The 24,505-nt window shown below is 70.7% G+C and carries 29 protein-coding genes and 1 pseudogene; 22 read left to right on the top strand and 8 right to left on the bottom strand.

The features are described from left to right. Positions 1–242: 242 nt before the first annotated feature. From AB0D48_RS26730 to AB0D48_RS26695, 8 genes are all read left to right on the top strand, one after another. Positions 243–896 carry an HAD family hydrolase gene (locus AB0D48_RS26730; RefSeq protein ID WP_362401979.1) on the top strand — a complete coding sequence of 218 codons (654 nt, stop codon included), beginning with the start codon at positions 243–245 and terminating at the stop codon, positions 894–896. Between the two features lie 43 nt (positions 897–939). Next, positions 940–2,151: an MFS transporter gene (locus tag AB0D48_RS26725; protein ID WP_362401976.1), complete on the top strand. Its 1,212-nt coding sequence runs from the start codon at positions 940–942 to the stop codon at positions 2,149–2,151. After that, positions 2,102–3,271, top strand: a complete 1,170-nt coding sequence (locus AB0D48_RS26720) for an acetoin utilization protein AcuC (RefSeq protein ID WP_362401973.1) — start codon at positions 2,102–2,104, stop codon at positions 3,269–3,271. Before AB0D48_RS26725 ends, AB0D48_RS26720 begins: the two co-directional genes overlap by 50 nt. Positions 3,272–3,350: 79 nt before the next feature. Continuing rightward, entirely contained in the window at positions 3,351–4,166 is an 816-nt protein-coding gene (locus AB0D48_RS26715; RefSeq protein ID WP_362401970.1) for a phosphatase, read from the top strand. A 129-nt stretch (positions 4,167–4,295) separates the two neighbouring features. After that, the gene (locus AB0D48_RS26710) at positions 4,296–4,505 is read left to right on the top strand and encodes a helix-turn-helix domain-containing protein (protein ID WP_008738568.1); all 210 of its coding nucleotides are present in this window, start codon (positions 4,296–4,298) and stop codon (positions 4,503–4,505) included. Between the two features lie 130 nt (positions 4,506–4,635). Then, positions 4,636–4,734, top strand: a complete 99-nt coding sequence (locus AB0D48_RS26705; protein ID WP_003948845.1) for an AURKAIP1/COX24 domain-containing protein — start codon at positions 4,636–4,638, stop codon at positions 4,732–4,734. 95 nt (positions 4,735–4,829) lie between these two features. Continuing rightward, positions 4,830–5,900, top strand: coding sequence for an NAD-dependent epimerase/dehydratase family protein (locus tag AB0D48_RS26700; RefSeq protein WP_362401967.1), 1,071 nt, complete (start codon positions 4,830–4,832; stop codon positions 5,898–5,900). Then, complete coding sequence (locus AB0D48_RS26695) at positions 5,900–6,874, top strand: lysophospholipid acyltransferase family protein (RefSeq protein ID WP_362401964.1); 975 nt, start codon at positions 5,900–5,902, stop codon at positions 6,872–6,874. Before AB0D48_RS26700 ends, AB0D48_RS26695 begins: the two co-directional genes overlap by 1 nt. Positions 6,875–6,931: 57 nt before the next feature. Here the strand turns inward: AB0D48_RS26695 and AB0D48_RS26690 are convergent, their stop codons facing one another. From AB0D48_RS26690 to AB0D48_RS26680, 3 genes are all read right to left on the bottom strand, one after another. After that, complete coding sequence (locus AB0D48_RS26690) at positions 6,932–8,140, bottom strand: DUF5667 domain-containing protein (RefSeq protein WP_362401961.1); 1,209 nt, start codon at positions 8,138–8,140, stop codon at positions 6,932–6,934. 234 nt (positions 8,141–8,374) lie between these two features. Next, positions 8,375–9,193 (bottom strand): ECF subfamily RNA polymerase sigma factor, BldN family, encoded by an 819-nt coding sequence (locus AB0D48_RS26685; protein WP_362401958.1) that lies wholly within the window; start codon positions 9,191–9,193, stop codon positions 8,375–8,377. Between the two features lie 361 nt (positions 9,194–9,554). Continuing rightward, on the bottom strand, positions 9,555–10,541 hold the full coding sequence (locus tag AB0D48_RS26680; RefSeq protein ID WP_362401955.1) for an HAD-IB family hydrolase: 987 nt from the start codon (positions 10,539–10,541) through the stop codon (positions 9,555–9,557). Positions 10,542–10,648: 107 nt separating this feature from the next. Between AB0D48_RS26680 and AB0D48_RS26675 the strand changes: the two genes are divergently transcribed. The 6 genes from AB0D48_RS26675 (at position 10,649) to hemB (ending at position 17,575) form a co-directional block, all read left to right on the top strand. Beyond that, on the top strand, positions 10,649–10,927 hold the full coding sequence (locus tag AB0D48_RS26675; protein WP_362401952.1) for a glutaredoxin family protein: 279 nt from the start codon (positions 10,649–10,651) through the stop codon (positions 10,925–10,927). A gap of 273 nt (positions 10,928–11,200) precedes the next feature. Next, positions 11,201–12,007: a redox-sensing transcriptional repressor Rex gene (locus AB0D48_RS26670; protein WP_362401949.1), complete on the top strand. Its 807-nt coding sequence runs from the start codon at positions 11,201–11,203 to the stop codon at positions 12,005–12,007. After that, positions 12,004–13,758: a glutamyl-tRNA reductase gene (locus tag AB0D48_RS26665; RefSeq protein WP_362401945.1), complete on the top strand. Its 1,755-nt coding sequence runs from the start codon at positions 12,004–12,006 to the stop codon at positions 13,756–13,758. The genes AB0D48_RS26670 and AB0D48_RS26665 overlap by 4 nt, the downstream gene beginning before the upstream one ends. Next, positions 13,755–14,723, top strand: coding sequence for a hydroxymethylbilane synthase (gene hemC / locus AB0D48_RS26660; RefSeq protein WP_362401941.1), 969 nt, complete (start codon positions 13,755–13,757; stop codon positions 14,721–14,723). Before AB0D48_RS26665 ends, hemC begins: the two co-directional genes overlap by 4 nt. Beyond that, the gene (locus AB0D48_RS26655; protein WP_362401938.1) at positions 14,720–16,393 is read left to right on the top strand and encodes a bifunctional uroporphyrinogen-III C-methyltransferase/uroporphyrinogen-III synthase; all 1,674 of its coding nucleotides are present in this window, start codon (positions 14,720–14,722) and stop codon (positions 16,391–16,393) included. The genes hemC and AB0D48_RS26655 overlap by 4 nt, the downstream gene beginning before the upstream one ends. Before the next feature lie 183 nt (positions 16,394–16,576). Beyond that, on the top strand, positions 16,577–17,575 hold the full coding sequence (gene hemB, locus AB0D48_RS26650) for a porphobilinogen synthase (protein ID WP_362401935.1): 999 nt from the start codon (positions 16,577–16,579) through the stop codon (positions 17,573–17,575). Between the two features lie 6 nt (positions 17,576–17,581). Here the strand turns inward: hemB and AB0D48_RS26645 are convergent, their stop codons facing one another. Beyond that, positions 17,582–17,713, bottom strand: coding sequence for a hypothetical protein (locus AB0D48_RS26645; RefSeq protein ID WP_362401932.1), 132 nt, complete (start codon positions 17,711–17,713; stop codon positions 17,582–17,584). 20 nt (positions 17,714–17,733) lie between these two features. Between AB0D48_RS26645 and AB0D48_RS26640 the strand changes: the two genes are divergently transcribed. The 5 genes and pseudogenes from AB0D48_RS26640 to AB0D48_RS26620 all read left to right on the top strand — a co-directional run bounded on the left by AB0D48_RS26640 (position 17,734) and on the right by AB0D48_RS26620 (position 19,800). Next, positions 17,734–17,949, top strand: a complete 216-nt coding sequence (locus tag AB0D48_RS26640; RefSeq protein ID WP_362401929.1) for a hypothetical protein — start codon at positions 17,734–17,736, stop codon at positions 17,947–17,949. Positions 17,950–17,965: 16 nt separating this feature from the next. After that, entirely contained in the window at positions 17,966–18,553 is a 588-nt protein-coding gene (locus AB0D48_RS26635; protein ID WP_362401926.1) for a hypothetical protein, read from the top strand. Positions 18,554–18,572: 19 nt separating this feature from the next. Continuing rightward, on the top strand, positions 18,573–19,148 hold the full coding sequence (locus AB0D48_RS26630) for a hypothetical protein (protein WP_362401923.1): 576 nt from the start codon (positions 18,573–18,575) through the stop codon (positions 19,146–19,148). A gap of 11 nt (positions 19,149–19,159) precedes the next feature. Next, positions 19,160–19,300: pseudogene (locus tag AB0D48_RS26625) on the top strand (RNase A-like domain-containing protein); the annotation flags it as partial. Between the two features lie 227 nt (positions 19,301–19,527). Then, positions 19,528–19,800 carry a DUF1876 domain-containing protein gene (locus tag AB0D48_RS26620; RefSeq protein ID WP_362401919.1) on the top strand — a complete coding sequence of 91 codons (273 nt, stop codon included), beginning with the start codon at positions 19,528–19,530 and terminating at the stop codon, positions 19,798–19,800. Positions 19,801–19,851: 51 nt separating this feature from the next. On the opposite strand, the gene AB0D48_RS26615 is transcribed toward AB0D48_RS26620, so the two are convergent. Beyond that, entirely contained in the window at positions 19,852–20,598 is a 747-nt protein-coding gene (locus AB0D48_RS26615) for an ABC transporter permease (protein ID WP_362401916.1), read from the bottom strand. Continuing rightward, on the bottom strand, positions 20,595–21,521 hold the full coding sequence (locus AB0D48_RS26610) for an ATP-binding cassette domain-containing protein (RefSeq protein ID WP_362401913.1): 927 nt from the start codon (positions 21,519–21,521) through the stop codon (positions 20,595–20,597). The genes AB0D48_RS26615 and AB0D48_RS26610 overlap by 4 nt, the downstream gene beginning before the upstream one ends. A gap of 111 nt (positions 21,522–21,632) precedes the next feature. Between AB0D48_RS26610 and AB0D48_RS26605 the strand changes: the two genes are divergently transcribed. After that, a complete protein-coding gene (locus tag AB0D48_RS26605) occupies positions 21,633–22,403 on the top strand; it encodes a TetR/AcrR family transcriptional regulator (protein WP_362401910.1) in 771 nt (256 codons plus the stop codon). Here the strand turns inward: AB0D48_RS26605 and AB0D48_RS26600 are convergent. Further along, positions 22,375–22,626 (bottom strand): DUF397 domain-containing protein, encoded by a 252-nt coding sequence (locus AB0D48_RS26600; protein ID WP_362401907.1) that lies wholly within the window; start codon positions 22,624–22,626, stop codon positions 22,375–22,377. The two genes, AB0D48_RS26605 and AB0D48_RS26600, sit on opposite strands and share 29 nt — an antisense overlap. Beyond that, a complete protein-coding gene (locus AB0D48_RS26595) occupies positions 22,623–23,402 on the bottom strand; it encodes a helix-turn-helix transcriptional regulator (protein ID WP_362401904.1) in 780 nt (259 codons plus the stop codon). The genes AB0D48_RS26600 and AB0D48_RS26595 overlap by 4 nt, the downstream gene beginning before the upstream one ends. 158 nt (positions 23,403–23,560) lie before the next feature. Here AB0D48_RS26595 and AB0D48_RS26590 point away from each other — a divergent pair, with 158 nt between their 5' ends. Together AB0D48_RS26590 and AB0D48_RS26585 are read left to right on the top strand one after the other, a co-directional pair. Next, on the top strand, positions 23,561–23,950 hold the full coding sequence (locus AB0D48_RS26590) for an ATP-binding protein (protein WP_362401901.1): 390 nt from the start codon (positions 23,561–23,563) through the stop codon (positions 23,948–23,950). 213 nt (positions 23,951–24,163) lie between these two features. Next, a complete protein-coding gene (locus AB0D48_RS26585; RefSeq protein ID WP_362401898.1) occupies positions 24,164–24,502 on the top strand; it encodes a helix-turn-helix domain-containing protein in 339 nt (112 codons plus the stop codon). Positions 24,503–24,505: the final 3 nt, after the last annotated feature.

Raw genomic sequence — 24,505 nt, 5'->3', positions numbered from 1 at the left:
GGGGGACCCTGTGGGAGAGTAGGACGCCGCCGAACAATCATTGCGGAAGCCCCGCACCAGACCCTTCGGGGTCCGGTGCGGGGCTTTTCTGCGTTCAGCTCGACGTGTAACTCGACGGTCCGGCGGTGACGTGACGGGCGTCGAAATGGGCCGGGTGGGTGGCTGAGGATCTTCACGTGTCCTGCGGATGCCCGGCATGGGGTCCGGATGGATCCGGGCTGACGGCTCGTAGGGTTGGGGGTATGGGCTACGACCTCGTCATCTTCGACAACGACGGCGTGCTGGTGGACAGTGAGCCGCTCGCCAACAGCATCCTCGCCGGGTACCTGAGCGAGCTGGGGCACGCGACCTCCTACGAGGAATCGCTCCGCGACTACATGGGAGCCGCCGTGCACCGGGTGCACGACCTCGTCCTGGAGCGGACCGGGGAGAGGCTGCCGGCCGACTTCGACGAGACGCTGTACGCGCGCACCTTCGCCGCGTTCGAGCGGGACCTGAAGCCCGTCCCCGGAGTGGAGGAAGTGCTCGGGGCGCTGACCGCGAACGGCATCGGGTACTGCCTGGCCTCCTCGTCGAGCCACGAGCGGATCCGGGTCGGGCATCGGGCGGCCGGGATCGACGGGTGGTTCGAGGAGGAGTGGATCTTCAGCTCCGAGGACGTCGGCCAGGGGAAGCCGGCGCCCGACCTTTTCCTGCACGCGGCCCGGTCGATGGGCGTCGAGCCCGCGAGGTGCGTCGTCGTCGAGGACAGCCCGCTCGGTGTGCGGGCAGCACTCGCCGCGGGCATGGACGTCTTCGCGTTCACCTCGATGGTGCCCGCCGAGCAGCTCGGCGGGGCAACCGCGTACTTCGGTGACATGAAGCAGCTCCCGGGGCTCCTGCAACTGCCCGTGTGATCGCTCTACCCACCGGTAGCCCCGGGGCCTACGCTGACCCGCCATGACGGTTGATGTGCGGCTGCGGCGCGGGCGTTGCGCTCTGGGGTTCAGCTTCTTCGCGCAGGGTGTCGCCTTCGCCCTGCTCGTGACCCGGATTCCGGCCATTCAGGACCGGTACGGGATATCCGACGGGCTGCTGCCCGCCTTCCTCGCCGCCGTGCCGGTCCTCGCGGGCGCGTCGAGCGTCGCCACCGAGCACCTCGTGAAGAGGGTGGCGCCCAGTGCGGTGCTCAGGTGGGCGCAGCCGTTGGTGCTGCTGTCCCTGCTGGGGGTCGGGGCCGGCAGCCAGTTGTGGCACGTGGCCGTGGCCCTCGGGGCGTTCGGTCTGTCGGTCGGTGCGCTGGACGCCTCGATGAACATGCTCGGGGTCAGCCTGCAGCGGGCGTACGGGCGCAGCATCATGCTGGGTTTCCACGCCGCGTACAGCTTCGGCGGGATCCTAGGTGCCTCGGCCGCATGGGCCGGGGCGCACTGGCACCTGGACCTGTTCGTCTCCTACCTGCCCGCCGTGGTCCTGCTGCTGCCGCTCGCCCTGCTGGCGAGCCGCGACTACGTGGACACGCCCCCCGGCGCGGTGCAGGAGAAGGGGCTGGGCGCCGGCGGCGGCAAGCTGCTGCTGCCGCTGTGCCTGGTGATGGCGTGCGCGTACATCGGCGACTCGACGGTGGCGAACTGGAGTGCCAAGTACCTGCAGGACGTGCTGGGGAGCTCCGAGCAGCTGGCGACCGTCCCGTACAACGTCTACATGGTGACCACCCTCCTCGGGCGGGCCGTCGGGGACCTGGGCGTGCGGCGGTTCGGGGCCGCGGCCGTCGTGCGGGCGGGGACGGTGGTCGCGGCCTCCGGTTTCGCCGTGGTGGCGGCCGCTCCCGGCGCGTGGGTGGGGATGCTCGGTTTCACGCTGCTGGGGATCGGGCTGTGCGTGATCGTGCCGCAGACCTTCGCCGCCGCCGGGAGGCTCTTCCCGGGTGCGTCGGACACCGCCGTTGCCCGGCTGAACATATTCAACTACGTCGGCTTCCTCATCGGGTCGCCGCTCGTCGGCGGGATCGGGGACGCCTGGAGCTACCGGGGCGCGATGCTCGTGCCGATGGTCCTCGTCCTGATCACCCTGTTCTACGCCCGCTCGTTCGGACCTCGGGAGGCCCGATACGGTGTCGGACATGAGCGGCCGCGGGTTGTTGATGTGGGACGAGGCGGTAACGAAGTATGACTTCGGGCCCAGCCATCCGATGGATCCGGTGCGTCTGGCGCTGACCATGGGCCTGGTACGCGCCTTCGGGCTGGACCGGGACATGGAGGTGCGGTCCGGCCGGGCGGCCGGGGACTCGACGCTGAAGCTGGTCCACCGGGAGGACTACGTCGCCGCGGTGCGCGAGGTGTCGGCGGATCCCGGGGTCGCCGACGGTTCGTACGGGCTGGGCACCATGGACGATCCGGCCTTCCCCGGCATGCATGATGCCTCGGCTCTGATCGCCGGGCAGTCGGTGGCGGGCGCGGAGGCGGTCTGGCGCGGTGAGGCCGAGCACGCCGTGAACTTCGCCGGCGGGCTGCACCACGCCATGCCGGGCGGCGCGGCAGGTTTCTGCGTGTACAACGACGCCGCCCTGGCCATCGCGCGGCTGCTGGAGCTGGGGGCCGAGCGGGTCGCGTACGTGGACGTGGACGTCCATCACGGGGACGGTGTGCAGGCGGCGTTCTGGGACGACCCGCGGGTGCTGACCATCTCCCTGCACGAGCATCCGCGGACGCTGTTCCCGCAGACCGGCTGGCCGGAGGAGACGGGCGGGCCGGCGGCCGAGGGGTCGGCGGTGAACGTCGCGCTGCCTGCGGGGACCGGGGACGAGGGGTGGCTGCGGGCCTTCCACGCGACGGTGCCGGAGCTGCTGGCGGACTTCCGGCCGCAGGTGCTCGTGACCCAGCACGGGGCGGACACGCACTTCGAGGACCCGCTCGCACACCTGGCGGTGTCCCTGGACGCCCAGCGGGCCGTCCAGGAGGCCTGTCACCGGCTCGCGCACGAGCATGCGGACGGGCGGTGGCTCGCACTGGGCGGCGGCGGGTACGCGGTCGTGGACGTCGTGCCGCGGTCGTGGACGCACCTGGTGGCCATCGCCGCGCACCGGCCCGTCGACCCGGAGACGGCGGTCCCGGCCTCGTGGCGGGACGAGGTGTACGCGCGTACGCGCGCGCTGGCGCCGGCCCGGATGACGGACGGGCGCACGCCGCAGTGGCGGGACTGGGAGGCGGGCTACGACCCGGCGGACCGCACGGATCAAGCCGTTCTGGCGACCCGGCGCGCGGTGTTCCCGCTGCGCGGAATGCTGACCTGACCGATGTGCCGTTACGCCGACTGTGCGGCTGTTCACCGGAACTGATGATCCACCAGGTTCTTTGAGGCAGCATCGGAGGGTGTTGAGCACCGGCGCGCTGCGTGCGCATCTGCTGGCCGCCCGGTTGGCCGGGCCGATCGCCACCTCCCGTGAGGAGAGCCTGCGCAGCTACCGGCTGTTCGCGGCGCGCGATCCGCGGGTGCTGCTCGGGCTGGACCCGGAGTGGGGCTGGGGCGCGGGTGACCTGTTGGGGCTGATGGCGGACAAGTGCGGGGTCTCGGCGGACCCCGCGCACGTCAGCGGGCCGGACGTGATCGATCCGGAGCTGACGGTGGCGGCGCTGGAGGCGTTCGCGGGGCGGCTGCGCGTGGCGGCCGGGGCGCGGTCCCCGGTGCTGTTCGGGACGGGCCACCCGCATCGGCTCCTGGGGTTCTACGCCGGATTGGCCGAGGCGATGTCGGCGGCGGGATGTGTTGTCCTCACCCCGGCGCAGGGGACGAGTGTCGACATGACGACCCGGTTCGGCGTACGCACGTACAGCATCGATTACGTACGGGGGGTCGCACTGGTGCGGGAACCCGGCGTGCGGCCGACGGGGAGTGTGACCGGCGCACACTCCCATTCGCCCCTGCCGGTTCGGATCGCGCTGGGGGCCCTCGCGGAGGCCGGCGGGCCGCTGCCGGAGCTCGTTGTGGGGGATCACGGGTGGGTCTGCGGTGCAGGTCAGCTGGGTGTGGAGGCGATCGGGCTGGCGGATACCAATGATCCGGCGCTGTTCGTCGGCGAGGCCGAGGGGCGGGTCTCGGTGGCCGTTCCGCTCGATGACGCGGTGCGTGCGGACTACTACCGACCGCTTACGCGCTATGTACTCAATCGGGCGAGTCTGTCGGGGTGAAAGGAGTGGCCGTAGCTCCTCTTCCCCACTCGTATCACGCGCCCCTACTCTGGGGAGTGAGCGTGCGACGACGAGGAGTAACCGGAGGGGAAGCCGGTGCCCGTCATGCGCGGAAGGTCAAGGTGTGTCATGGCTGCTGGCGAGAGGCCTCTCAGTGAGGTTCAGTTCCTGACCGTGGCGGAGGTCGCCTCGGTGATGCGAGTGTCGAAGATGACCGTGTACCGCCTGGTGCACAACGGTCATCTGCCCGCAATCCGGGTGGGCCGGTCCTTCCGGGTCCCCGAAAATGCGGTTCACGAGTACCTCCGAGAGTCCTATGTGGGGGTGGAGTCGGCCTGAGACTGCTGCCCGTGACTCCCTGGAAGGGCTCGGATTACAAGCTCAGAGCTTGGGCGGGTAGGCTAGGCCGACGTAGGTCGTGTGGGCCCAGACGCCCCGCACCAGTAAAGAGAAGTGAGCGAGGGTAGTCGTGGGCTCTGTTATCAAGAAGCGGCGCAAGCGGATGGCCAAGAAGAAGCACCGCAAGCTGCTCAAGCGCACCCGCGTCCAGCGCCGTAACAAGAAGTAGACGGCAGCTGTACGTGTTTTCCGCAGCCCCTCCACCATTCTGGTGGGGGGGCTGCGGTGCAGCCGGGGGACTTCTTCGAGGGAGGCGCTGAGCACGTGGGCAAGGTCGTACTCGTCACCGGGGCTGCCCGGCAGCTGGGAGGCCGCTTCGTGCGCCGCATCCAGCGCGACCCGGAAGTCGAGCGGGTGATCGCGGTCGACGCGGTGACACCGCCGCACCGGCTCGGATCGGCCGAGTTCGTCCGTACGGACATCAGACAGTCGGCGATCGCCCGCGTGCTGGCCGAGCACGCCGTGGACACGGTGGTCCACCTGGCGGTCACCGGGGGCAGAACCGGCGGTGCGCACAGCACCGTCAAGGAAACGAACGTCATCGGGACGATGCAGCTCCTCGGGGCCTGCCAGAAGTCCCCGACAGTGCGACGGCTCGTGGTGAAGTCCAGTACCAGCGTGTACGGGGGCACCTCACGGGATCCGGCCGTGTTCACCGAGACCACACAGCCCAAGTCGCTGCCGGCGGGCGGCTTCGCCAAGGACGCCGCCGAGGTCGAGGGGTACGTACGCGGCTTCGCGCGCAGGCGGCCGGACGTCGCGGTGTGCGTGCTGCGGTTCGCGAACATCCTGGGGCCCTTCGCGGACTCGGCGCTCGCCGAGTACTTCTCGATCCCCGTGATGCCGACGGTGCTGGGCTATGACCCGCGGCTGCAGTTCGTCCACGAGGACGATGTCCTCGACGTGCTGCGGCTGGCGTCGCAGGAGCCGCGGCGGGGGACGCTGAACAGCGGGACCTTCAACATCGCGGGTGACGGCGTACTGCTGCTGTCGCAGTGCTCGCGGCGGCTGGGGCGGCCTACGCTGCCGCTGCTGCTGCCCGCCGTGACGTGGGTGGGGTCGGCGCTGCGGGCGGTGGGTGTCACGGACTTCTCGCCGGAGCAGATAAGGCTCCTCACGCACGGGCGGGTCGTGGAGACTTCGCAGATGCGGGAAGTGCTCGGTTTCGAGCCCATGTACACGACGGCCGAGACGTTCGCGGACTTCGCGCGCAGCCGGGGGAGCGGACTGCTGCCGCCGGAGCGGGTGGGGCGGGCCGTGGACCGGGTGGCTGCCATGCTGGGGGCAGACGGCTTGGATGCCGACGTCGACGCGGCTGAAGGAGCGAAGCGATAGTGGCGGATGCCAAGGTCATTCCCTTCGACGAGGACCGGTCGCGCCGGCGGGCCCCGCGCAGCGTGCGGGCGGTGTCCGCTCCGGAGCCGGTGGCCCGGCCCGTCGCTCCGGAGCCGGCCGGGGTGGAGTCCCGCGGCAGCTGGGACCGGCGGATCGCCGGTGGGCTGGCGTTCCTGCGGCGGCGGGTCACCGGGGACTACGAGGTCGACGAGTTCGGCTATGACAAGGAGCTGACGGACCAGGTCCTGATGTCCCTGATGCGCCCGCTGTACGACAAGTACTTCCGGGTCGAGGTCAAGGGCATCGAGAACATCCCGGCGGAGGGCGGTGCGCTGATCGTGGCGAACCACTCGGGGACGCTGCCGCTGGACGGGCTGATGCTCCAGGTCGCCGTGCACGACCACCACCCGGCGCAGAGGCACCTGCGGCTGCTGGCTGCGGACCTGGTGTTCATGCTGCCGGTGGTGAACGAGCTGGCCCGCAAGGCCGGTCACACCCTGGCGTGCGCGGAGGACGCGCAACGGCTGCTGGAGGCCGGGGAGCTGGTCGGTGTGATGCCGGAGGGCTTCAAGGGGATAGGGAAGCCGTTCGGGGACCGGTACAAGCTGCAGCGCTTCGGGCGGGGCGGGTTCGTGTCCACGGCGCTGCGCGCGGGAACGCCGATCGTGCCGTGCTCGATCGTGGGCGCGGAGGAGATCTACCCGATGGTCGGCAACGCGAAGACGCTCGCGCGGCTGCTGGGGATCCCGTACTTCCCGATCACGCCGACGTTCCCCTGGCTGGGGCCGCTGGGGGCGGTGCCGTTGCCGACGAAGTGGACGATCCAGTTCGGCGAGCCGATCGCCACCTCGGGTTATGCGGCGGAGGCGGCGGAGGATCCGATGCTGATGTTCAACCTGACGGACGAGGTGCGGGAGCAGATCCAGCACACGCTGTACAAGCTGCTGGTGCAGAGACGATCTGTTTTCTTCTGACCGTCGAGTGGGGTGGGGGGCTGGGTTGCCGCTGCGGCGACCCAGCCCCCCACCTCGTTACTCCGCGTCCTCCGCGTTGATGCCCAGGCCCGGGAGAAGACCCGGGAGCAGGGGCGGGAGGGTGATGTCCGGCCTGGGGATTTCCGGAACGCCCGGGGAGGGCGGCGCCGACTGTCCCTGGGGCGGGTTCAGCAGGTCGCCCGTACCGCCCAGGAGGCCGCCCGTGGCCGGCGGCCGGCTGCCGCTGCCCGAAGGCGACGGTGCGGGGCTGCCCGACGGGGTGCCGGAGGCGGGCGCGGACTGCTGTTTGGCGCCTGGGGTGCCGGGCTTGGCGGGGGAGCCGGGCGCGCCGGTACTGCGCGTCTGCTCCGGTGGCTTGGGGAGCAGACCCTGGAGCGGCGCCACGTCTTCGTCTATGGCCTGGAAGACCGACTCCACCTCACCGCCCACGTCCGTGAGCTGTACGGGGAGCTTCTCCCGGAGCTTGCCCCACGCGTCGCGGTGGGAGCGGGAGAACGAAGACAGCGTCTGGATCGGGCCGAGCTCGCCGTCCCGTTCGTACGCGGCCTGGAGGAGCCGGTGGCCCTCCTCCGCGTCGTGCTTCATTCCCGCCAGTGCTCGGCGGATCTCGCCCAGGACCTCGTGGTCCAGCACGCTTCCGCCCCGGCCGCGCTCCATCAGCCTGCGGGCTTCCGACAGGCGGTTCGAGGCCTGGTCGAGATAGAGCTCGCCCCGCTCCGAATCGTCCTTGGTCAGCCCGAGCTTCAGGTCCTCCACGCCCCGCTTCACGGGGTAGAGGTGGTCACCGGGCAGGGCGTCGGAACTGGCAGCGGCCACTCCGCTGAAGGCCCCCGCGGCCACACCCACGGTGAGGCCGCCCGCTGCGATGCCCTTGGACCAGCGGGAGCGGGGCCGCAAGTTCCGGAGCGAGGTCGCCCGGTGGGCGCCGCGGCCGGTCCGCTGTTCGGGCACTAGAGGGTCCGCGGCGGCACCGCCCCCGGCCCTCTCCTCCAACACCATGGCCTCCATGGCGGCGACGAGCTGGGCTCGTTGCACCACTTTGACCTCTGGGTCCAGCACCGGGCGCGGCATTCGTTCGCCGAGCACGCTCGCCAGGGCCAACAACCGGTCGTGGTCGGCAGGTTCGGCAGGTGCCTCGGACTGCTCGGCCGCCGAGTCCGGTTCCGAAAGGTCGGACGGGGTCCGATCCTCCAGGGCCTGGGCGAAGGCGTTCGCCCGCCGGTGCGGGGTCACGTTCGCGATCACTGGCGGCACCTCCTCTCGTCATGACGATCGACTCCCCAAGGTGTCCGGAAGGTTGCCTTCCTTGAGCACGTCCACCCTTTCGAGTGAGCGGCTTCAGGTAGGGCGTGTCCACAGGGAGCCTGCATTCCGCACAACGAGCGTCGCGGCACTTGGGTTACGGACGAAGGATGATCGGACCACAGCGTCATCGAGGGGTCACCAGATGTAAGTGAGGTTGCATTGATGTGTGCACGGTCAGCGGGCGTCGTCCGGGAGGAGGCGGGCCAGCGTGCGGACCGCCCGGTACTGGAGCGTCTTGATGGCGCCCTCGTTCTTTCCCATCACCCGGGCCGTCTCGGCGACCGAGAGGCCCTGCAGGAAGCGCAGGGTCACGCACTCCTGCTGCTGCGGATTCAGTTTCCGTACGGCCTCCAGCAGGGCCGCGTTGGAGAGGGACTCCAGGACGGAGTCCTCCGGGCTGCGCTCGACTTCGTTGGCGTCGAGCATCTCGCCGGTGGTGACCTCCAGCCGGAAGCGGCTGGACTTGAAGTGGTCCGCCACCAGGTTGCGGGCGATCGTCACGAGCCAGGCGCCGAAGTCGCGGCCCTGCCAGGTGAAGGTCGAGATGCGGCGCAGCGCGCGCAGGAAGGTCTCGCTGGTGAGGTCCTCCGCGGTCGCCTTGCCGCCGACGCGGTAGTAGATGTAGCGGTAGACCGTGTCGCTGTACTGGTCGTACAGCCGGCCGAAGGCGTCGGCCTCACCGGCCTGGGCGCGTTCGACCAGGTCCATCATGCGGGCCTGGTCGCTGTCCGCGGTGGGGCGGCGGTGGGTGGTGGCCTGGGTGCTCGTGCCGGCGGTGCCGGCAGAGCCCCCGGCCGCGCGGCCTCGTCTGCCCACCGTCGCTCCGCCGTCGGTCAGGGCATAGCAAGGACCGGCCGGGCCGAGGCCGGCAGGGACCGCGGTGGCGAAGGCGGGGACGGCGTACGCGGTGGGGACGAAGCCACGCAGGTGGTCGAGGACCGTTGCGCGCAGCGTAGCCAGGCCCGAGGCGTCAACCCCGACAGGTGGGTACACGGGACTCCCAGAGGCAGAGCTTCCATCACGTGCAGTGCGGGACCGTTCACCCGTCGTGGCGACAGATGGGCGGTGGCATGCGTTTGAGGAGAATAACGCTTCGTACAGGCAGCGCTACACCCAGTTGCTCAAATCACCGGTTCCGACACTTCCGTTGCGTGTCGAGGGCATATTCAGTAGCAGTTGGTGATCGATTCTTGATCACTTGCATGCGCGGAATGGACGCTTCTACGGGGGCCCGCGACCGGGTCGGGCATGCCGGAGTGCCGCGCGGCCGGCGCGGGTAGGGGTGAGCGAATGCCTCGGCGCCCGGCCGTAGGGCGGCCGGGACGCGGGCGGGGCCGGTGGGGGCCTGCTGCGGCTACTTGCGGCGGCGGTGCAGGGCGATGGCGGCGGCCGCGCCGCCCGCGATCGCGCCGACGCCGGCGGCCGCCGGGACGCCGACCTTCACGGCCTTGCGGCCGGTCCGATAGTCGCGCAGCCGCCAGTCGTTGGTCCGGGCATGCTTGCGCAGTTTTGTATCGGGATTGATCGCGTACGGATGCCCGACCAGCGACAGCATCGGGATGTCGTTGTGCGAATCGCTGTACGCGGCGCAGCGGTCGAGATCCAGGCCCTCGGCGGCGGCCAGGGCGCGGACGGCCTCCGCCTTGGCGGGGCCGTGCAGGGGCTCGCCGACGAGGCGGCCGGTGTAGATGCCGTCCACGGATTCGGCGACGGTGCCCAGGGCGCCGGTCAGGCCGAGCCGGCGGGCGATGATCGTGGCGGTCTCGACGGGGGCGGCGGTGACGAGCCAGACCTTCTGGCCGGCGTCGAGGTGGGCCTGGGCCAGGGCGCGGGTGCCCGGCCAGATCCGCTCGGCCATGTACTCGTCGTAGATCTCCTCGCCGATGGCCATCAGTTCGCAAACCTTGTGGCCCTTGACGATGGACAGGGCGCTGTCGCGGGCGTCCTGCATGTGCTCGGGGTCCTCGACCCCGGCGAGCCGGAACCAGGCCTGCTGCCATGCGAAGCGGGCGAGTTCGCGGCGGCGGAAGAATTCGCGCTTGTAGAGGCCGCGGCCGAAGTGGAAGATCGCGGCGCCCTGCATGACGGTGTTGTCGAGGTCGAAGAAGGCGGCGGCGAGGTCGTCGCCGACGACGGGGAACTCCGGCTCGGCCGGTGCCTCTTCCGCTGCCTCCGGGGGCGCCGCCGCCCGTACCTCTTCCGGTTCCGCCTCGGGTCCGGTGAGGGGTGGGGCTTCGGCCAGTGCGGTCTTGCGGGCGGCCTCGGCCGAGGCCTCGCCTGCCAGCACGCTCCGCGCGGTGGCGGAGCGCCTACGGGGGGTGAGCCATCCCAGAGCGGCCATGACGCGAGCATAGCCACTGTGTTCGGGAGTTCCCGAACCGATGGGATGCGGAGGTGTGAACTCTTCGGGGCGCTCCTGTGACGTACCGGCGCGCGAGAATGTAGGGCATGAGTCCTTTGTTGCGCCGCAAGGAGAAGAAGCGTCCCGGCGAGCGGATGGTGACGCTCATCGGGAAGCCGGGGTGCCATCTGTGTGATGACGCACAGGAGGTGATCGAGAAGGTCTGCGCGGAGACCGGCGCGCAATGGGAGAAGAAGGACATCTCGCAGGACGAGGAGCTCTACCGGCTGTACTGGGAGCAGATTCCTGTGGTGCTGGTGGACGGCGAGCAGCACACCTTCTGGAGGGTGAACCCTGAGCGGCTGCGGCGGGCGTTGGGGGACTGACCCGCTTCCCGGTTACCATTGTGGGCGATTTGTGGGGTCTCGGGGGCGTATCTGTGAGGAGTGTGTACGGTTTTGCCCCCTTCGGGAATTGAACGGGTTCGGCGTGTCGCCGGTTCCCGCTCCGGGCGTCCGAGTCGCGTGACCCCGGTCACTTTGCTCGGACAAAGCGGACACAATCTTTGTGCACGCGTTCACAAAGGCATAGCCTGCTGTCGACGGGGCGGTCTTGGGACAAGTGACCGCCTGCAGCCCCGCTCATCCCGCAGGAGCATCGTGGCAACTGGCCGAACTCACCGACCGGCGACCCGCAGCCGAGGTATTCCCGAGGCCACTGTCGCCCGGCTTCCGCTGTACCTGCGCGCCCTCACCGCGCTCTCCGAGCGATCGGTGCCCACGGTGTCCTCCGAGGAGCTCGCGGCCGCCGCCGGAGTCAACTCCGCGAAGCTGCGCAAGGACTTCTCGTACCTCGGTTCGTACGGGACGCGAGGCGTCGGTTACGACGTCGAGTACCTCGTCTACCAGATCTCCCGCGAGCTCGGGCTGACCCAGGACTGGCCGGTCGTCATCGTCGGCATCGGTAACCTCGGCGCCGCCCTCGCCAACTACGGCGGTTTCGCGTCGCGCGGCTTCCGCGTGGCCGCGCTGATCGACGCCGACCCGGCCATGGCCGGCAAGCCGGTGGCCGGGATCCCCGTGCAGCACACCGACGAGCTGGAAAAGATCATCGAGGAGAACGGCGTCTCGATCGGCGTCATCGCCACGCCGGCCGGCGCCGCGCAGCAGGTCAGCGAGCGGCTGATCGCGGCCGGTGTCACCTCCATCCTGAACTTCGCCCCGACCGTGCTCTCCGTGCCCGAGGGCGTGGACGTACGCAAGGTCGACCTGTCGATCGAGCTCCAGATCCTGGCGTTCCACGAGCAGCGCAAGGCCGGCGAGGAAGCCGCGGCCGCCGCCGAGGGCGGTTCCACCGTGGGCGGCGCCGCCCCCGCCGCGGCCGTCGAGCCGCCGGCCGGCCGGGCCGCCGCCGAGGCGCGCAAGGGCAACCCCGAGGGTGACGTACCGGCGGTGATGCCGGCATGAGTCTGCTCGTCGTAGGGCTGAGTCACCGCAGTGCGCCCGTGAGCGTGCTGGAGCGTGCCTCGCTGTCGGCCGACGCGAAGCCGAAGCTGCTGCACGACACCCTCGCCGCCGAGCCGGCTGCGGAGGCGGCGGTGCTCGCCACGTGCAACCGGATCGAGCTGTACGCGGACGTGGACAAGTTCCACGCCGGTGTCGCGGAGCTCTCCACGCTGCTCGCGCAGCACAGCGGAGTGGCGCTGGAGGAGCTCACCCCTTACCTGTACGTGCACTACGAGGACCGGGCGGTGCACCACCTGTTCTCGGTGGCGTGCGGGCTGGACTCGATGGTCGTGGGCGAGGGGCAGATCCTCGGCCAGATCAAGGACGCGCTGGCGCTGGGGCAGGAGACGCACACGGCCGGACGGCTGATCAACGACTTGTTCCAGCAGGCGTTGCGGGTCGGCAAGCGGGCGCACTCCGAGACCGGGATCGACCGGGCGGGGCAGTCGCTGGTGACGTTCGGGCTGGAGCAGCTCGCCGTGCACGTTCCGGTGGCCGAGTGGGCCGCCGGGAAGCGGGCACTGGTGATCGGGGCCGGGTCGATGTCCTCGCTGGCCGCGGCGACGCTGGCGCGGGTCGGGGTCGCCGAGATCGTGGTCGCGAACCGGACCGCCGAGCGGGCGGAGCGGTTGGCAGAGATTCTGGTTGCCTCGGGCACCGGGGTGGCCGCGTCGGCCGTTTCGATGTCCCGTGTCGCCGATGAGCTGACACGAGTCGATGTCGTGGTGTCGTGCACCGGTGCCACCGGGCTGGTGCTGACCGCCGATGACGTGCTCGCCGCCGTGTCCTGGGGCGCCGCCGATGGGCTGGCGCCGACGGAGCAGGAGCAGGCCGGGGCTTCGCCCCAGGCCTCCCAGGGGCTCCGCCCCCGGATCCCCGCGCCGCAAACGCCGGCGGGGCTGGATTCGGCTGCTGCCGGAGTTGTGGCTGCGGCCGGCGCCGGGCTGGATCCCGAGGTCGTGGCCAGGCTTGTTGCCGCCGCGCGGGACGGTGGGCGGCTGGCCGATGCCGGGGCCGCGCGGACCATTGCGGCCGCCGTGGAGGCGGACGGGTGTCCGGTGGGGCCCGACGGGCGGGCTGCGTTGACCGGGGTCGACGCCAACTCGCTGGAACTGCACGGGACATGGGCCGACCAGGGCGAGGCAGCCGCCCAGCGGCAGCCCCGGCGCAGCACCCGTACCCACACCGACGGCGCGACCGCGCGCCTCGCGCTGCTGGACCTGGCCATGCCCCGGGACATCGACGCCGCCGTGCACCGGATCCCGGGCGTACGTCTCGTGGACATCGAGTCGCTCGCGGAGGCGTCCGCGGACGCCCCGATGGCGGCCGACGTCGACGCCGTGCGCGCAATAGTGGCCGAGGAAGTGGCGGCTTTCGGGGCCGCCCAGCGGGCCGCGCACATCACGCCCACCGTCGTCGCCCTGCGGGCCATGGCGGCCGAGGTCGTGGCCATGGAAGTGGCGCGCCTCGACGGGCGGGTACCCGATCTCGACGAACGGCAGCGGGCCGAGGTCACCCAGACCGTACGCCGTGTCGTCGACAAACTCCTGCACGCGCCGACCGTGCGCGTCAAGCAGCTCGCGAGCGAGCCCGGCGGCGCCGGGTACGCCGAGGCGCTGCGTGAACTCTTCGACCTCGACCCGCAGACGGTGGCCTCCGTCAGCCGGGCCGACGCGGCAGACAAGAACGACGACTCAGGACGGGCATCATGAACCCACGTCTCGACCAGCCCCTGCGGCTCGGCACGCGGCGCAGCAAGCTGGCCATGTCCCAGTCAGGCCATGTCGCCGAGGCGGTACGGGCGGTCACCGGCCGTCCCGTCGAGCTCGTGGAGATCACGACTTACGGCGACGTGTCGCGCGAGCACCTCGCGCAGATCGGCGGGACCGGTGTGTTCGTCACCGCCCTGCGTGAGGCCCTGCTGCGCGGCGAGGTCGACTTCGCCGTGCACTCGCTGAAGGACCTGCCGACCGCGCAGCCGGACGACCTCGTGATCGCGGCCATGCCGCAGCGCGAGGACGCGCGGGACGCGCTCGTCGCCCGTGACGGCCTGACGTTCGAGCAGCTGCCCGACGGGGCCCGGATCGGCACCGGTTCGCCGCGGCGCACGGCCCAGCTCAACCACCTCGCGCTGGCCCTCGGCAAGCGGATCGAGACGGTGCCCATCCGCGGCAACGTCGACACCCGGATCGGCTTCGTACGGAACGGCGAGCTCGACGCCGTCGTCCTCGCGGCCGCCGGACTCAACCGGATCGGGCGGGGTGACGAGGCGACCGACCTGCTGTCGGTCGACAGCGTCCTGCCGGCCCCCGGCCAGGGAGCCCTGGCCGTGGAGTGCCTGGCCTCCGACGCCGGCCTCATCGCCGCGCTCGGCGAGCTCGACGACCCGTACACCCGGGCCGCCGTGACCGCGGAGCGTTCCCTGCTCGCCGCCCTGGAGGCCGGCTGCAGCGCACCCGTGGGCGCGTTCGCCGACCTGCTGGCCGACGGGCAGATTGTCAATGAAATGCGCCTGCGCGGCGTCGTCGGAACCCTCGACGGCTCGACGCTGGTGCAGCTGTCCACCACCGGTCCCGTGCCCCAGTCGTACGACGAGGCCATGGCGCTCGGCCGCGAACTCGCGGACGAGATGCTGGCCAAGGGCGCGGCCGGTCTGATGGGGGAGCGATCGCTTTGAACCCCTCAATTCCGACCACCTCCGCTTTTCCGGTCGTCGCCGCCCACGGACACGTCACCTTCCTCGGTGCCGGCCCCGGCGACCCGGGTCTGCTGACGCTGCGCGCCGTGGAGGCGCTCGCCGCCGCGGACGTACTGATCGCGGAGCCCGACGTGCTCGACGTCGTACGGACGCATGCGCGCGCGGGAGTCGACACGCCGCAGCTGACGGTCGCTGACGAAATGTCAGCAGCCGCCGGGGTCCCGGTGATCCGAGACGCCGCCAATCTTGTCATGGAGGCCGCGCGGTCCGGCAGGCGGGTCGTGCGTGCCGTCACCGGTGACCCCGGCCTCGACGGGAACACGGCCGAGGAGATGCTCGTCTGTGCCACCGAGGGGATCCCCTTCGAGGTGGTACCGGGCATCCCCACCGCCGTGGGCGTGCCCGCGTACGCGGGTGTGCCGCTCCGGGACAAGCGGGGCGACGACAACGGCGTGCGGTTCGTGGACGCGAGGACCGCGTCGGCGCGCTGCTGGAGCGAGGTGGGGTCGAGCGACGGGATCCTCGTCGTCTCCGCGACGCTGGAGACGGTCTCGGCCGCCGCCACCGAGCTGGTGAGCGCCGGGCGCAAGCCCGACACCCCGCTCACGGTGACCGTGGCCGGTACGACCACGCGGCAGCGCACCTGGAACGCGACGCTGGGCACGATCGCCCAGGTGTTCAAGCAGGGCAAGGTGCTCCCGTCGCCCGAGGGCGCCCGGCCGGTCATAGCCGTGGTCGGTGAGCACAGCGCCGCCGCGCGGCGTGAGGAGCTGGCCTGGTTCGAGTCGAAGCCGCTGTTCGGCTGGCGGGTGCTCGTACCGCGTACGAAGGAGCAGGCCGCCTCGCTCTCCGACCAGCTGCGTTCGTACGGCGCGGTGCCGCACGAGGTGCCGACCATCGCCGTGGAGCCGCCGCGGACCCCGCAGCAGATGGAGCGGGCCGTGAAGGGCCTGGTGACGGGCCGCTACGAGTGGATCGCTTTCACCAGCGTGAACGCGGTGAAGGCCGTCCGGGAGAAGTTCGAGGAGTACGGGCTCGACGCGCGTGCCTTCGCCGGGATCAAGGTCGCCGCGGTGGGCGAGCAGACCGCGGCCGCGCTCGTGGAGTTCGGTGTGAAGCCGGACCTGGTGCCGAGCGGGGAGCAGTCCGCGGCCGGCCTGCTGGAGGACTGGCCGCCGTACGACCCGGTCTTCGACCCGATCGACCGCGTGTTCCTGCCGCGGGCCGACATCGCGACCGAGACGCTGGTCGCCGGGCTGATCGAGCTCGGGTGGGAGGTCGACGACGTCACCGCCTACCGGACCGTGCGCGCGTCGCCGCCGCCGGCGGACACGCGTGAGGCGATCAAGGGCGGCGGCTTCGACGCCGTGCTGTTCACGTCGTCGAGCACCGTGCGCAACCTCGTCGGCATCGCCGGGAAGCCGCACAACGTGACCGTCATCGCGTGCATCGGGCCGGCGACGGCCAAGACCGCGGAGGAGCACGGGCTGCGCGTGGACGTGCTGTCGCCGGAGCCGAGCGTGAGCAAGCTGGCGGAGGCGCTGGCCGAGTACGGCGCGGCGCGCCGCGAGGCGGCCAAGGAGGCCGGCGAGACGGTGTTCCGGCCGAGCGAGCGTCGGCCGGGGGCACGGCGCCGCCGTACCACCTAGCGGTGGGCTGAGCAGTGATGTGGGCGGGGCCCGGCGCTGGTGCGCCGGGCCCCGCCCCGTTTCGTCGGCTGCCCCGCCGAAACCGCCCGGTCGCCGCGTCGGAGTCGACCTGGGGGTCGGGGGCGGTCGGGTGGCCCCTACGCTTGTTGCGACTGCTGTCGATGCTCGAAGAGGCGACTGAAGATGAGCACGTACGGATCCTTCCCCGGCTCGCGGCCCCGCCGGCTGCGCACCACCCCGGCGATGCGGCGGATGGTCGCGGAGAACCGGCTGCACCCCTCGGACCTGATCCTCCCCGCGTTCGTACGGGAGGGCATCAGCGAGCCCCTGGCGATCTCGGCGATGCCCGGCGTCGTCCAGCACACGCGGGACACGCTGCGGAAGGCCGCCGTGGAGGCGGTCGAGGCGGGGGTCGCGGGGATCATGCTGTTCGGCGTCCCGGCCGACGAGAACAAGGACGCGCTGGGCACGGCGGGCACGGAGCCGGACGGCATCCTGCAGGTCGCGATCCGCGATGTGAAGGCCGAGGTCGGGGACGATCTGGTGATCATGTCCGACCTCTGTCTGGACGAGTACACCGACCACGGACACTGCGGAGTGCTGGACGAGCACGGGCGGGTGGACAACGACGCGACGCTGGAGCGGTACGCCGAGATGGCGCAGGTCCAGGCCGACGCGGGCGTCCACGTGGTGGGCCCGAGCGGGATGATGGACGGCCAGGTCGGCGTCATCCGCGACGCGCTGGACGAGACCGGGCACGAGGACGTGTCCATCCTCGCGTACACGGCGAAGTACTCCTCCGCCTTCTACGGGCCCTTCCGGGAGGCCGTCGCCTCCTCGCTCCAGGGCGACCGCAAGACGTACCAGCAGGACCCGGCGAACGCACGCGAGTCCCTGCGGGAGCTGGCCCTCGACCTGGAGGAGGGCGCGGACATGGTCATGGTCAAGCCGGCTGGCCCCTACCTCGACATCCTGTACCGGGTCGCGCAGGCGGTGGACGTCCCGGTGGCGGCGTACCAGATCAGCGGCGAGTTCGCGATGATCGAGGCGGCCGCGGAGAAGGGCTGGATCGAGCGCGACCGGGCCATACTGGAGACCCTGTTGGGCATCAAGCGGGCGGGCGCCGACACGATCCTCACCTACTGGGCGACCGAGGTCGCGGGCTGGCTGCGCAACGCCTGACCCGCTCTACGGCCAGTCGACGAGGCCGTTGAAGACGACGAAGTCGAGGACGACCGCCGCCGGGGCGAGGACGGCCAGCCACACCCTGGCGGCGGCGTGCCGCCGCTGCCAGGGCAGGCCCCACGCGGCGACCAACACGGCCGCCGGAGGAGGGCAAAGTGCAGCCCTTCCCAGCGCCAGCGCCCAATGGCGAGGTCAGCGGCCGCAGTGTGAGCAAGCAGCCGACCGACCCGAACGATCCGATGTCCGGATTCAAGCAGGGCGGCATCAAAGCCGAGGCGCAGGATGTCAAGGGCATCGACACGAGGATCAAGTGCGACAGCAGCCGCAACCCTCCGTTCACCGTCATGACGTCCATGCCCAGCGCTTTGTGAGAAAGGCTCTTGGAAGATGCCCATTGACCAGGAGTCCTGGGAATCTGCGGTACTGCACCTGTACGACGACGGGTTCGCGTTCCTCGCCACCGGTCCGCGCAAGCACGAGGACTGGCGGGCCGACGTGCTCGCCGTCATGGAACGCGCCGTCCCCGACCCGCGCGGCTGGGCGGGGCTCGACCACACCGCGAACGAACGCTCTTCGGAACACCCCGCCGTCCCGTTCTGCCGCCCGTCCTTCAGGGCCGATCCGTCCCGCCCGCTCACCCCGGCAGACCTCGGGGAACGGTTGCACGGGATCGACCGTGCGAGCGCCGAGAATCTCCTGCTCGCACTCACCGACGACGGCTGCACCCTGCGGAACCTCGAAAGGTTCAGTGAGAGTTTCGACGAGCTCCAGGGCCTGGCCCGCACCATCCTCGCCCGCTACGGGGACGCGTTCACCTGCTATACCAACGTCAGGTCTGTCGGGCACATCGGCACGCTGGACTTCGGGGGGAAATCTGTGGGCTGGATGCCGATGACCTTCTACGGGGAGGACTGCGGCCTGGTCGTCGTCTCCGACACCGAGGTCGGGCTGTTCTGGGCATTCGGCGACATCTGAGCCCTGGGAGGATCAATCCATGCCGACCCGATCCACCGTGGGAGCCCCCTGGGACGCCGCGCTGCTACGGCTCCTGGAGGACGTCTTCACCTTCGCCGGGAGCGGTCCCCGACTGCACGAGGACTGGGCCGAGGACGTCCGCGCCGTCATGGAGCGGTCGGTCGCCGACCCACGGGGCTGGTCCGCCCTGGATCCGGAGACGTTCAAGGAGGGACGGGAGGCCGGCATCCCCTCCTGCCCGTTCCGTGCGGTGACCGCCGAGGACCTGCGCGCCGGGCTCCGGCCGATCACGGCCGGCGCCGCCGTCGAGCTGCTCGCCTCGCTCGCGCAGGAGTGGTTTTTCGAGGGTTCCCCGGTCCGGTCCCGGGAGGACCGGGACGCGGTGCTCGCGGACGCCCGGACCCTGCTGGACCGGTTCGGCCCCGATGCGGCGTTCTGGACCTCCTCCGACTTCGCCCGCAGCTCCGACGCGCCCGACTTCCTGGCGCGGGACCTCGAAGGCGGCCACCCCTTCACCGACTACATGATGGACCTCGGCCTGATCGCGGTGTCGGCGGACGAGGTCGGCGTCTTCTGGTCGTTCAACGCGAATTGAGACAATGATCCGTGCTGACCCGATCCGCCACCTACCCCGACCGGGAGACCGCCCAGTGGGCCACCCGGCAGGTGGTGACCGCCAACGAGCAGGTCATCCACCGCTGGCTCGCCCAGGGGACGCGGGCCCGCCTCACCCTCGAAGCCGTCTGGCATCCCGCAGTCCGCGATCGGTGACTGGCTCTTCGTGCTCGCCGACCACCTCAAGCAGAGCATCGAGTCAACCCGCCCGAGCCGTTCTCGTACGGAGCGTGGTTCCGGACGGTGGCGGCGACCCTGACCGCCGGCTGACGGCCGGGAGCCGGCGGGCTCCCGGCTCGCGCCGCCCCTCCCCCGGGCGCACCCTGGAGAGAAGGGTGACCCCCTGGAGGTGATGCACCATGGCCACGCTCGTCGGGTGGCATGTGGAGCTCGAATTCACCGAGGAGGGCCACCGCACCAGTGCGGCGGCCCTGGTCAGACTCGGGGACGGCTCCGAGATCAAGGCGCGGGGCTACGCCCTGCGTCACCCCTCCGACCCGGAGCAGCTGAGGGTCGGGGAAGAGATCGCGGGTGCTCGCGCGCTCATGGATCTCGCGTCGCAGATGCTGCAGAAGGCCCACGCCGAGATCGACGAGGCGACGGGCCGGCATTCCTACCCGATCAATGGCTGAGCGGGTACGCGCCGTCGGCGTGCCGAGGGGCTTCTCCTGGTGAGGAGCCCCTCAGCGCGTCCTGCTGCGGAACAGGACCGCGGACAGTGTCACGGCCGCGGCCGTGATGCCCGCGCACCAGGTCAGGGCCACCCAGGGGGCGTCCCCGGCGGGCTGCGCCAGGAGCAGGGCGCGCAGGGATTCGATCACGGGGGTCAGCGGCTGGTGGTCGGCGAAGCCGTGCAGCCAGCCGGGCATGGTGTCGATGGGGACGAAGGCGCTGGACGGGTACGGCAGGAACATCATCAGGAAGGTGAAGCCGCCCGCCGCCTCCGGGGACTTGGCGAGCAGGCCGAGTGCGGCGGCCAGCCAGGAGATCGCCGTGATGTACGTCAGCAGCAGGCCGGCAGCGGCGAGGAAGGCGGCTGGGCCCGCCTGGGGCCGGAAGCCGATCGCGAGGGCCACGGCGAGGACCAGGGTGGTGGAGAGCAGGTTGCGCAGGACCGAGGCCGCGACGTGTCCGGCGAGGATCGGGACGCCGCCGATGTCGAGGGAGCGGAAGCGGTCGATGACGCCGTTCCGCATGTCGTCGGCGACGCTGACGGCGGTGCTCGCCGCGCCGAAGCCCGCGCAGAGCAGCATGGCTCCCGGGACCACGTACGTCACGTACTCCGTCCCCGTGTCGATCGCCCCGCCGAAGAAGTAGACGAAGATCAGCATCAGCATGACCGGCAGCATCAGGGCGGTGATCAGCGCGTCCGGCTGCCGGCGGCTGATGCGCAGGCTGCGGCCGGCCAGGGTGAGGGCGGAGGTGTTCATGTGGCGGCTCCCGTCAGGGTGAGGAACACGTCGTCGAGGGTGGCGGTGCGGACGGCGAAGCGGTCCACGGCGGTGCGGTCCGGGTCGAGTTCGTCGAGCAGGGACCGGACGTGGGCGGCGCTGCCGTCGGTGGGCAGGCCGAGGGTGAGATCGTCCGGGGCGAGGTGGACCGCGCGCGGGGTCAGCGCGTCGTAGGCGGCCCGGCTGGTGAGGGTCAGGTCGAGGCGGTGGTCCGCGACGCGGGCCTTGAGCTCGGCGGAGGTGCCTTCGGCGGCGATCCTCCCTTCGGCCAGGACGGCGACGCGGTCGGCGAGCCGGTCGGCCTCCTCCAGGTACTGGGTGGTGAGCAACACGGTCGTGCCGTCGGCGCGCAGTTCCCGTACGAGGTCCCACAGGCCCTGGCGGCTGCGCGGGTCGAGCCCGGTGGTCGGCTCGTCCAGGAAGATCACTTCCGGCCGGGAGACGAGGCTCGCGGCGAGGTCGAGGCGACGGCGCATACCGCCCGAGTACGTCTTCGCCGTTCGCCCGGCGGCATCGGCGATCCCGAACCGGTCGAGCAGTTCATCGGCGCGCGAACGGGAGTCGCGGGCGGAGAGCCCGGACAGGCGGCCCATCATGCGGAGCATCTCGGCGCCGGTCTGGAGGTCGTCGACGGCCGCGAACTGCCCGGTGAGGCTGATGCGTTCGCGGACCCGGGCGCGCTCGGCGGTGACGTCGTACCCGGCGACGCGGGCGGTGCCGGAGTCGGGTGCGGTGAGGGTGGCGAGGAGGCGGACGGCGGTGGTCTTGCCGGCGCCGTTGGGTCCGAGCAATGCCAGGACGCTGCCACGCGGGACGGCCAGGTCGATGCCGTCGAGGACGCGGAGGGCGCCGTAGGACTTGGTCAGTCCGGTGGCGTGGATGCCGAGGTCGTTCGTGGGCATGGGGACCACGCTCCCTTCTGTGTATGGGTTACGCGCTTCTGCGTAAGTAATACACAGAACTAGGATGTGGGTCAATCGACTCAGCAGGGCACGAGGGGAGGAGGAGCGGCGATGGAGAAGGAACCGGCGGGCGACACCGGGCTTCCGGCCAGCCTGGAAATGGCCTGGGGCCTGCGCGAACGTCCAGGCAAGGGGCCGCGCCCCACGCTCACCCTCGCGCGGATCGTGGACGCGGCCGTGGCGCTCGCCGCGGCCGAGGGGATGGACGCCGTCTCCATGGGTCGGGTGGCCAAGGAGCTGGGTGTCTCGACGATGTCCCTCTACCGGTACGTCACGGCGAAGGAAGAGCTCTACATCCTGATGTCGGACGCGGGGGTCGGCACCCCGCCGCCACCGTCCGTGGGAAAGGGTGCGGGCTGGCGGGAGCTGCTGTCGGACTGGGCGTACGCGCAGCGGGCCGTCCTGATGGCCAACACCTGGATCCTGCGCATCCCGATCACCGCGGCGCCGGTCAGCCCGAACCAGCTCGCCTGGATGGAGCGCGGGCTCGCGGCTCTCGCCGGCACCGGCCTGGAGGAGAGCGAGAAGCTCTCCACGATCATCCTGGTCGGGGGGCTGGTGCGGAACGAGGCCACGATGGCCGCCGACATGATGGAAGCCATCGTGAAGTCCGGGGTCTCACCGGACCAGGTGGTGGGTCAGTACGTACGCACGCTGCGACTGCTGACCGGCCCGGACACGCACCCGGCGGTGACGCGGCTGCTGGAGTCCTCCGCGTTCACGGGGTCCGACGAGCCGGACTTCCAGTTCCGCTTCGGCCTGGGCCGCGTGCTGGACGGCCTGGCCGAGCTGATCAGTGAGCGGAGCCGGTCCACTCCGTGAGGGCGGCCCAGGCGGAGGGGGTCAGGGTCAGGACCGGGCCGTCGGTGATCTTGGAGTCCCGGACGTGGACGGTGGTGGGCGAGGTGGCCACCTCGACGCACTGGCCGCCGTCAGTGTCGCTGTAGCTGGATTTGTGCCAGGCAGCGGCCACTTCCAGGCACTGCCCGCCTTCGTCGCCGCTGTAGCTGGACTTGAACCACTTCAGCGCGGTCGTGGCGCTCATGTCTCTCCTAGCAGGCGGCCCAACAGGCCCCGCGTCTGCTCGGTGTTGAGGGCCTGAGTTCGCAGCATCGCATACTTGCGGGCGAGGATGCTGACCTCGCCCGGGTCCGAGATGAGCTGGCTGCCGCGCTGGGTTTCGGTGTAGCCGAGGTGCTGGTGGTCCTGCGTTTCCAGGATGGTGAAGGGCCCGTTGAGGCCCGCGTGGGAGGTGCGGCCCAGCGGCATCACCTGGAGGCTCACGTCCGGCAGATCGGCGCACGCGCGCATGTGTCGGAGCTGCTCCGCGTACACCTCGTCGCCGCCGAGCCGATCACGGAGGACCGCTTCCCAGACGACGAAGCTCAGGGTCGGCGGGGTGGGGCGACGCAGGATCTCCTGGCGGGCGATCCGTGATGCGGTCAGCGACTCGACCTCCGCCTCCGGGTGGGCGGGGACGCGGCACCTGAAGACGGCCCGCGCGTAGTTCTCCGTCTGGAGCAGACCCGGTACGACCTGGTTGTCGAACCAGGAGATGGTGATCGCGGTGTACTCCAGGTCCATGTACTCCTCGGCCCACGGCGGTGTCGCGTCCACCTCGGGCATGCCATTGGCCGCCAGGGTCAACAAGCCTGGCAATCCCAGGTGTCGATCCATCAGCTCTGCAATATTCGGCATCAGTGCCCGGCGGCCCTGCTCGATCGACGCGATGGTCTCCGCGTCCAGCCTGACCTGCTCTCCGAGCTGCTTCTGCGTCAGGTTCTTGGCGGTCCGGGCGGCGGCCACCTGCGTGCCGACCATTTTCATGGTCGTCGCATTGGGCCGTGCGCGCTTCCTCGGTGGCATGACGGTGAACTCCCCACCCTCGCACGGGCCTTACCCCGCGCCGACCCGTACTCATCACTGAGTACGGGTCGACGCTCAGCCACACGCTAGTCACGTAACGCGACGATCGTCAGGTGAATCTGCACACTCAAGCCGCCCTCGTGCGCGACCGGCTCTACCTCCGCAGTCCCCAAACTGTCGCAGCTGCACGCCAGTTCACACGTGACACCTTGCAGGCGTGGGGACTGACGGACCGGCAGGACGACGTGTCGCTCTGCGTGAGCGAGCTGGCAACCAACGCCCTGCGACACGGCGTCCCGCGCGGCCGGGGCTACCTGCTGCGGCTGTACGTCTTCGACGGGATGGTCCGGGTCGAGGTGCACGACAGCGGGCCCGGGCTGTCGCGGATGGCGGACCGGCCGCCCGGTCGGGGGCTGACGATCGTCGCGGCACTCGCCGACGACTGGGGTGTGCTGCCCCGGAGGCCGGGCAAGACCGTCTGGTGCGAACTCCGGCTCGGATAGCGCGACATCGCAGCCGTGTCCGATTTCCGGTTCTGGGATTCCGTTTTCCGTCGAACACGAAATGCCCTGCTTCGGAGGAAGCGATGGTGGAAGCCCGTCGAGAGTGGTGAAAGGGACCAGTGCCCGGTCTGCCCCGAAGGGTTAGAATTCGAGCGTGGGGGTCTTGTTCTCGCCACGTCTTTTTGTACGGGCAGGGAAATAGTGAGTGCTGTAGTGGGTTCCGGCGCCAACGGCGATCCGGCGGGGGGCGTCCGCTATTCCTGCCCGTGCTGCAAACTGGGCGACCCGGATGTGCAGGCCATGGCGACCGAGTGGCTCCATCAGGAGTTCCTTCGAATCCCGGACCTTACTGGCCGGGAACTTCAGCTGTTCGGTGAGATGGCCTGGGGGCCTTCGAACGAAGAGCTCTCGGAAATCCTGGGGATAACCATCCGCACCGCGAAGTTCCACCTGGAGAACATTCGCGGCAAGCTGGGCGGTATATCCCGCGTCCAGGTGTGCCTGCTCGCCGTGCAGCACCGGATCGCCCGCTGCTCCGTCGGGCACATCTGAGGC

The sequence above is a fragment of the Streptomyces sp. NPDC048269 genome (assembly GCF_040652395.1).
Lineage (GTDB): Bacteria > Actinomycetota > Actinomycetes > Streptomycetales > Streptomycetaceae > Streptomyces.
The sequence above is the reverse complement of the archived record's forward strand: the minus strand, read 5'-3'. Positions and strand labels throughout refer to the sequence as shown.

What these genes read in the sequence shown, in the direction of transcription:
- AB0D48_RS26680 (WP_362401955.1), bottom strand. Translation starts at nt 10,541, where the DNA reads ATGGCCGCTCTGGGATGGCTCACCCCCCGTAGGCGCTCCGCCACCGCG.
- AB0D48_RS26635 (WP_362401926.1), top strand. Translation starts at nt 17,966, where the DNA reads ATGCCCATTGACCAGGAGTCCTGGGAATCTGCGGTACTGCACCTGTAC.
- AB0D48_RS26730 (WP_362401979.1), top strand. Translation starts at nt 243, where the DNA reads ATGGGCTACGACCTCGTCATCTTCGACAACGACGGCGTGCTGGTGGAC.
- hemB (WP_362401935.1), top strand. Translation starts at nt 16,577, where the DNA reads ATGAGCACGTACGGATCCTTCCCCGGCTCGCGGCCCCGCCGGCTGCGC.
- AB0D48_RS26665 (WP_362401945.1), top strand. Translation starts at nt 12,004, where the DNA reads ATGAGTCTGCTCGTCGTAGGGCTGAGTCACCGCAGTGCGCCCGTGAGC.
- AB0D48_RS26600 (WP_362401907.1), bottom strand. Translation starts at nt 22,626, where the DNA reads ATGAGCGCCACGACCGCGCTGAAGTGGTTCAAGTCCAGCTACAGCGGC.
- AB0D48_RS26710 (WP_008738568.1), top strand. Translation starts at nt 4,296, where the DNA reads ATGGCTGCTGGCGAGAGGCCTCTCAGTGAGGTTCAGTTCCTGACCGTG.
- AB0D48_RS26605 (WP_362401910.1), top strand. Translation starts at nt 21,633, where the DNA reads ATGGAGAAGGAACCGGCGGGCGACACCGGGCTTCCGGCCAGCCTGGAA.
- AB0D48_RS26630 (WP_362401923.1), top strand. Translation starts at nt 18,573, where the DNA reads ATGCCGACCCGATCCACCGTGGGAGCCCCCTGGGACGCCGCGCTGCTA.
- AB0D48_RS26725 (WP_362401976.1), top strand. Translation starts at nt 940, where the DNA reads ATGACGGTTGATGTGCGGCTGCGGCGCGGGCGTTGCGCTCTGGGGTTC.
- hemC (WP_362401941.1), top strand. Translation starts at nt 13,755, where the DNA reads ATGAACCCACGTCTCGACCAGCCCCTGCGGCTCGGCACGCGGCGCAGC.
- AB0D48_RS26620 (WP_362401919.1), top strand. Translation starts at nt 19,528, where the DNA reads ATGGCCACGCTCGTCGGGTGGCATGTGGAGCTCGAATTCACCGAGGAG.
- AB0D48_RS26615 (WP_362401916.1), bottom strand. Translation starts at nt 20,598, where the DNA reads ATGAACACCTCCGCCCTCACCCTGGCCGGCCGCAGCCTGCGCATCAGC.
- AB0D48_RS26720 (WP_362401973.1), top strand. Translation starts at nt 2,102, where the DNA reads ATGAGCGGCCGCGGGTTGTTGATGTGGGACGAGGCGGTAACGAAGTAT.
- AB0D48_RS26595 (WP_362401904.1), bottom strand. Translation starts at nt 23,402, where the DNA reads ATGGTCGGCACGCAGGTGGCCGCCGCCCGGACCGCCAAGAACCTGACG.
- AB0D48_RS26675 (WP_362401952.1), top strand. Translation starts at nt 10,649, where the DNA reads ATGAGTCCTTTGTTGCGCCGCAAGGAGAAGAAGCGTCCCGGCGAGCGG.
- AB0D48_RS26610 (WP_362401913.1), bottom strand. Translation starts at nt 21,521, where the DNA reads ATGCCCACGAACGACCTCGGCATCCACGCCACCGGACTGACCAAGTCC.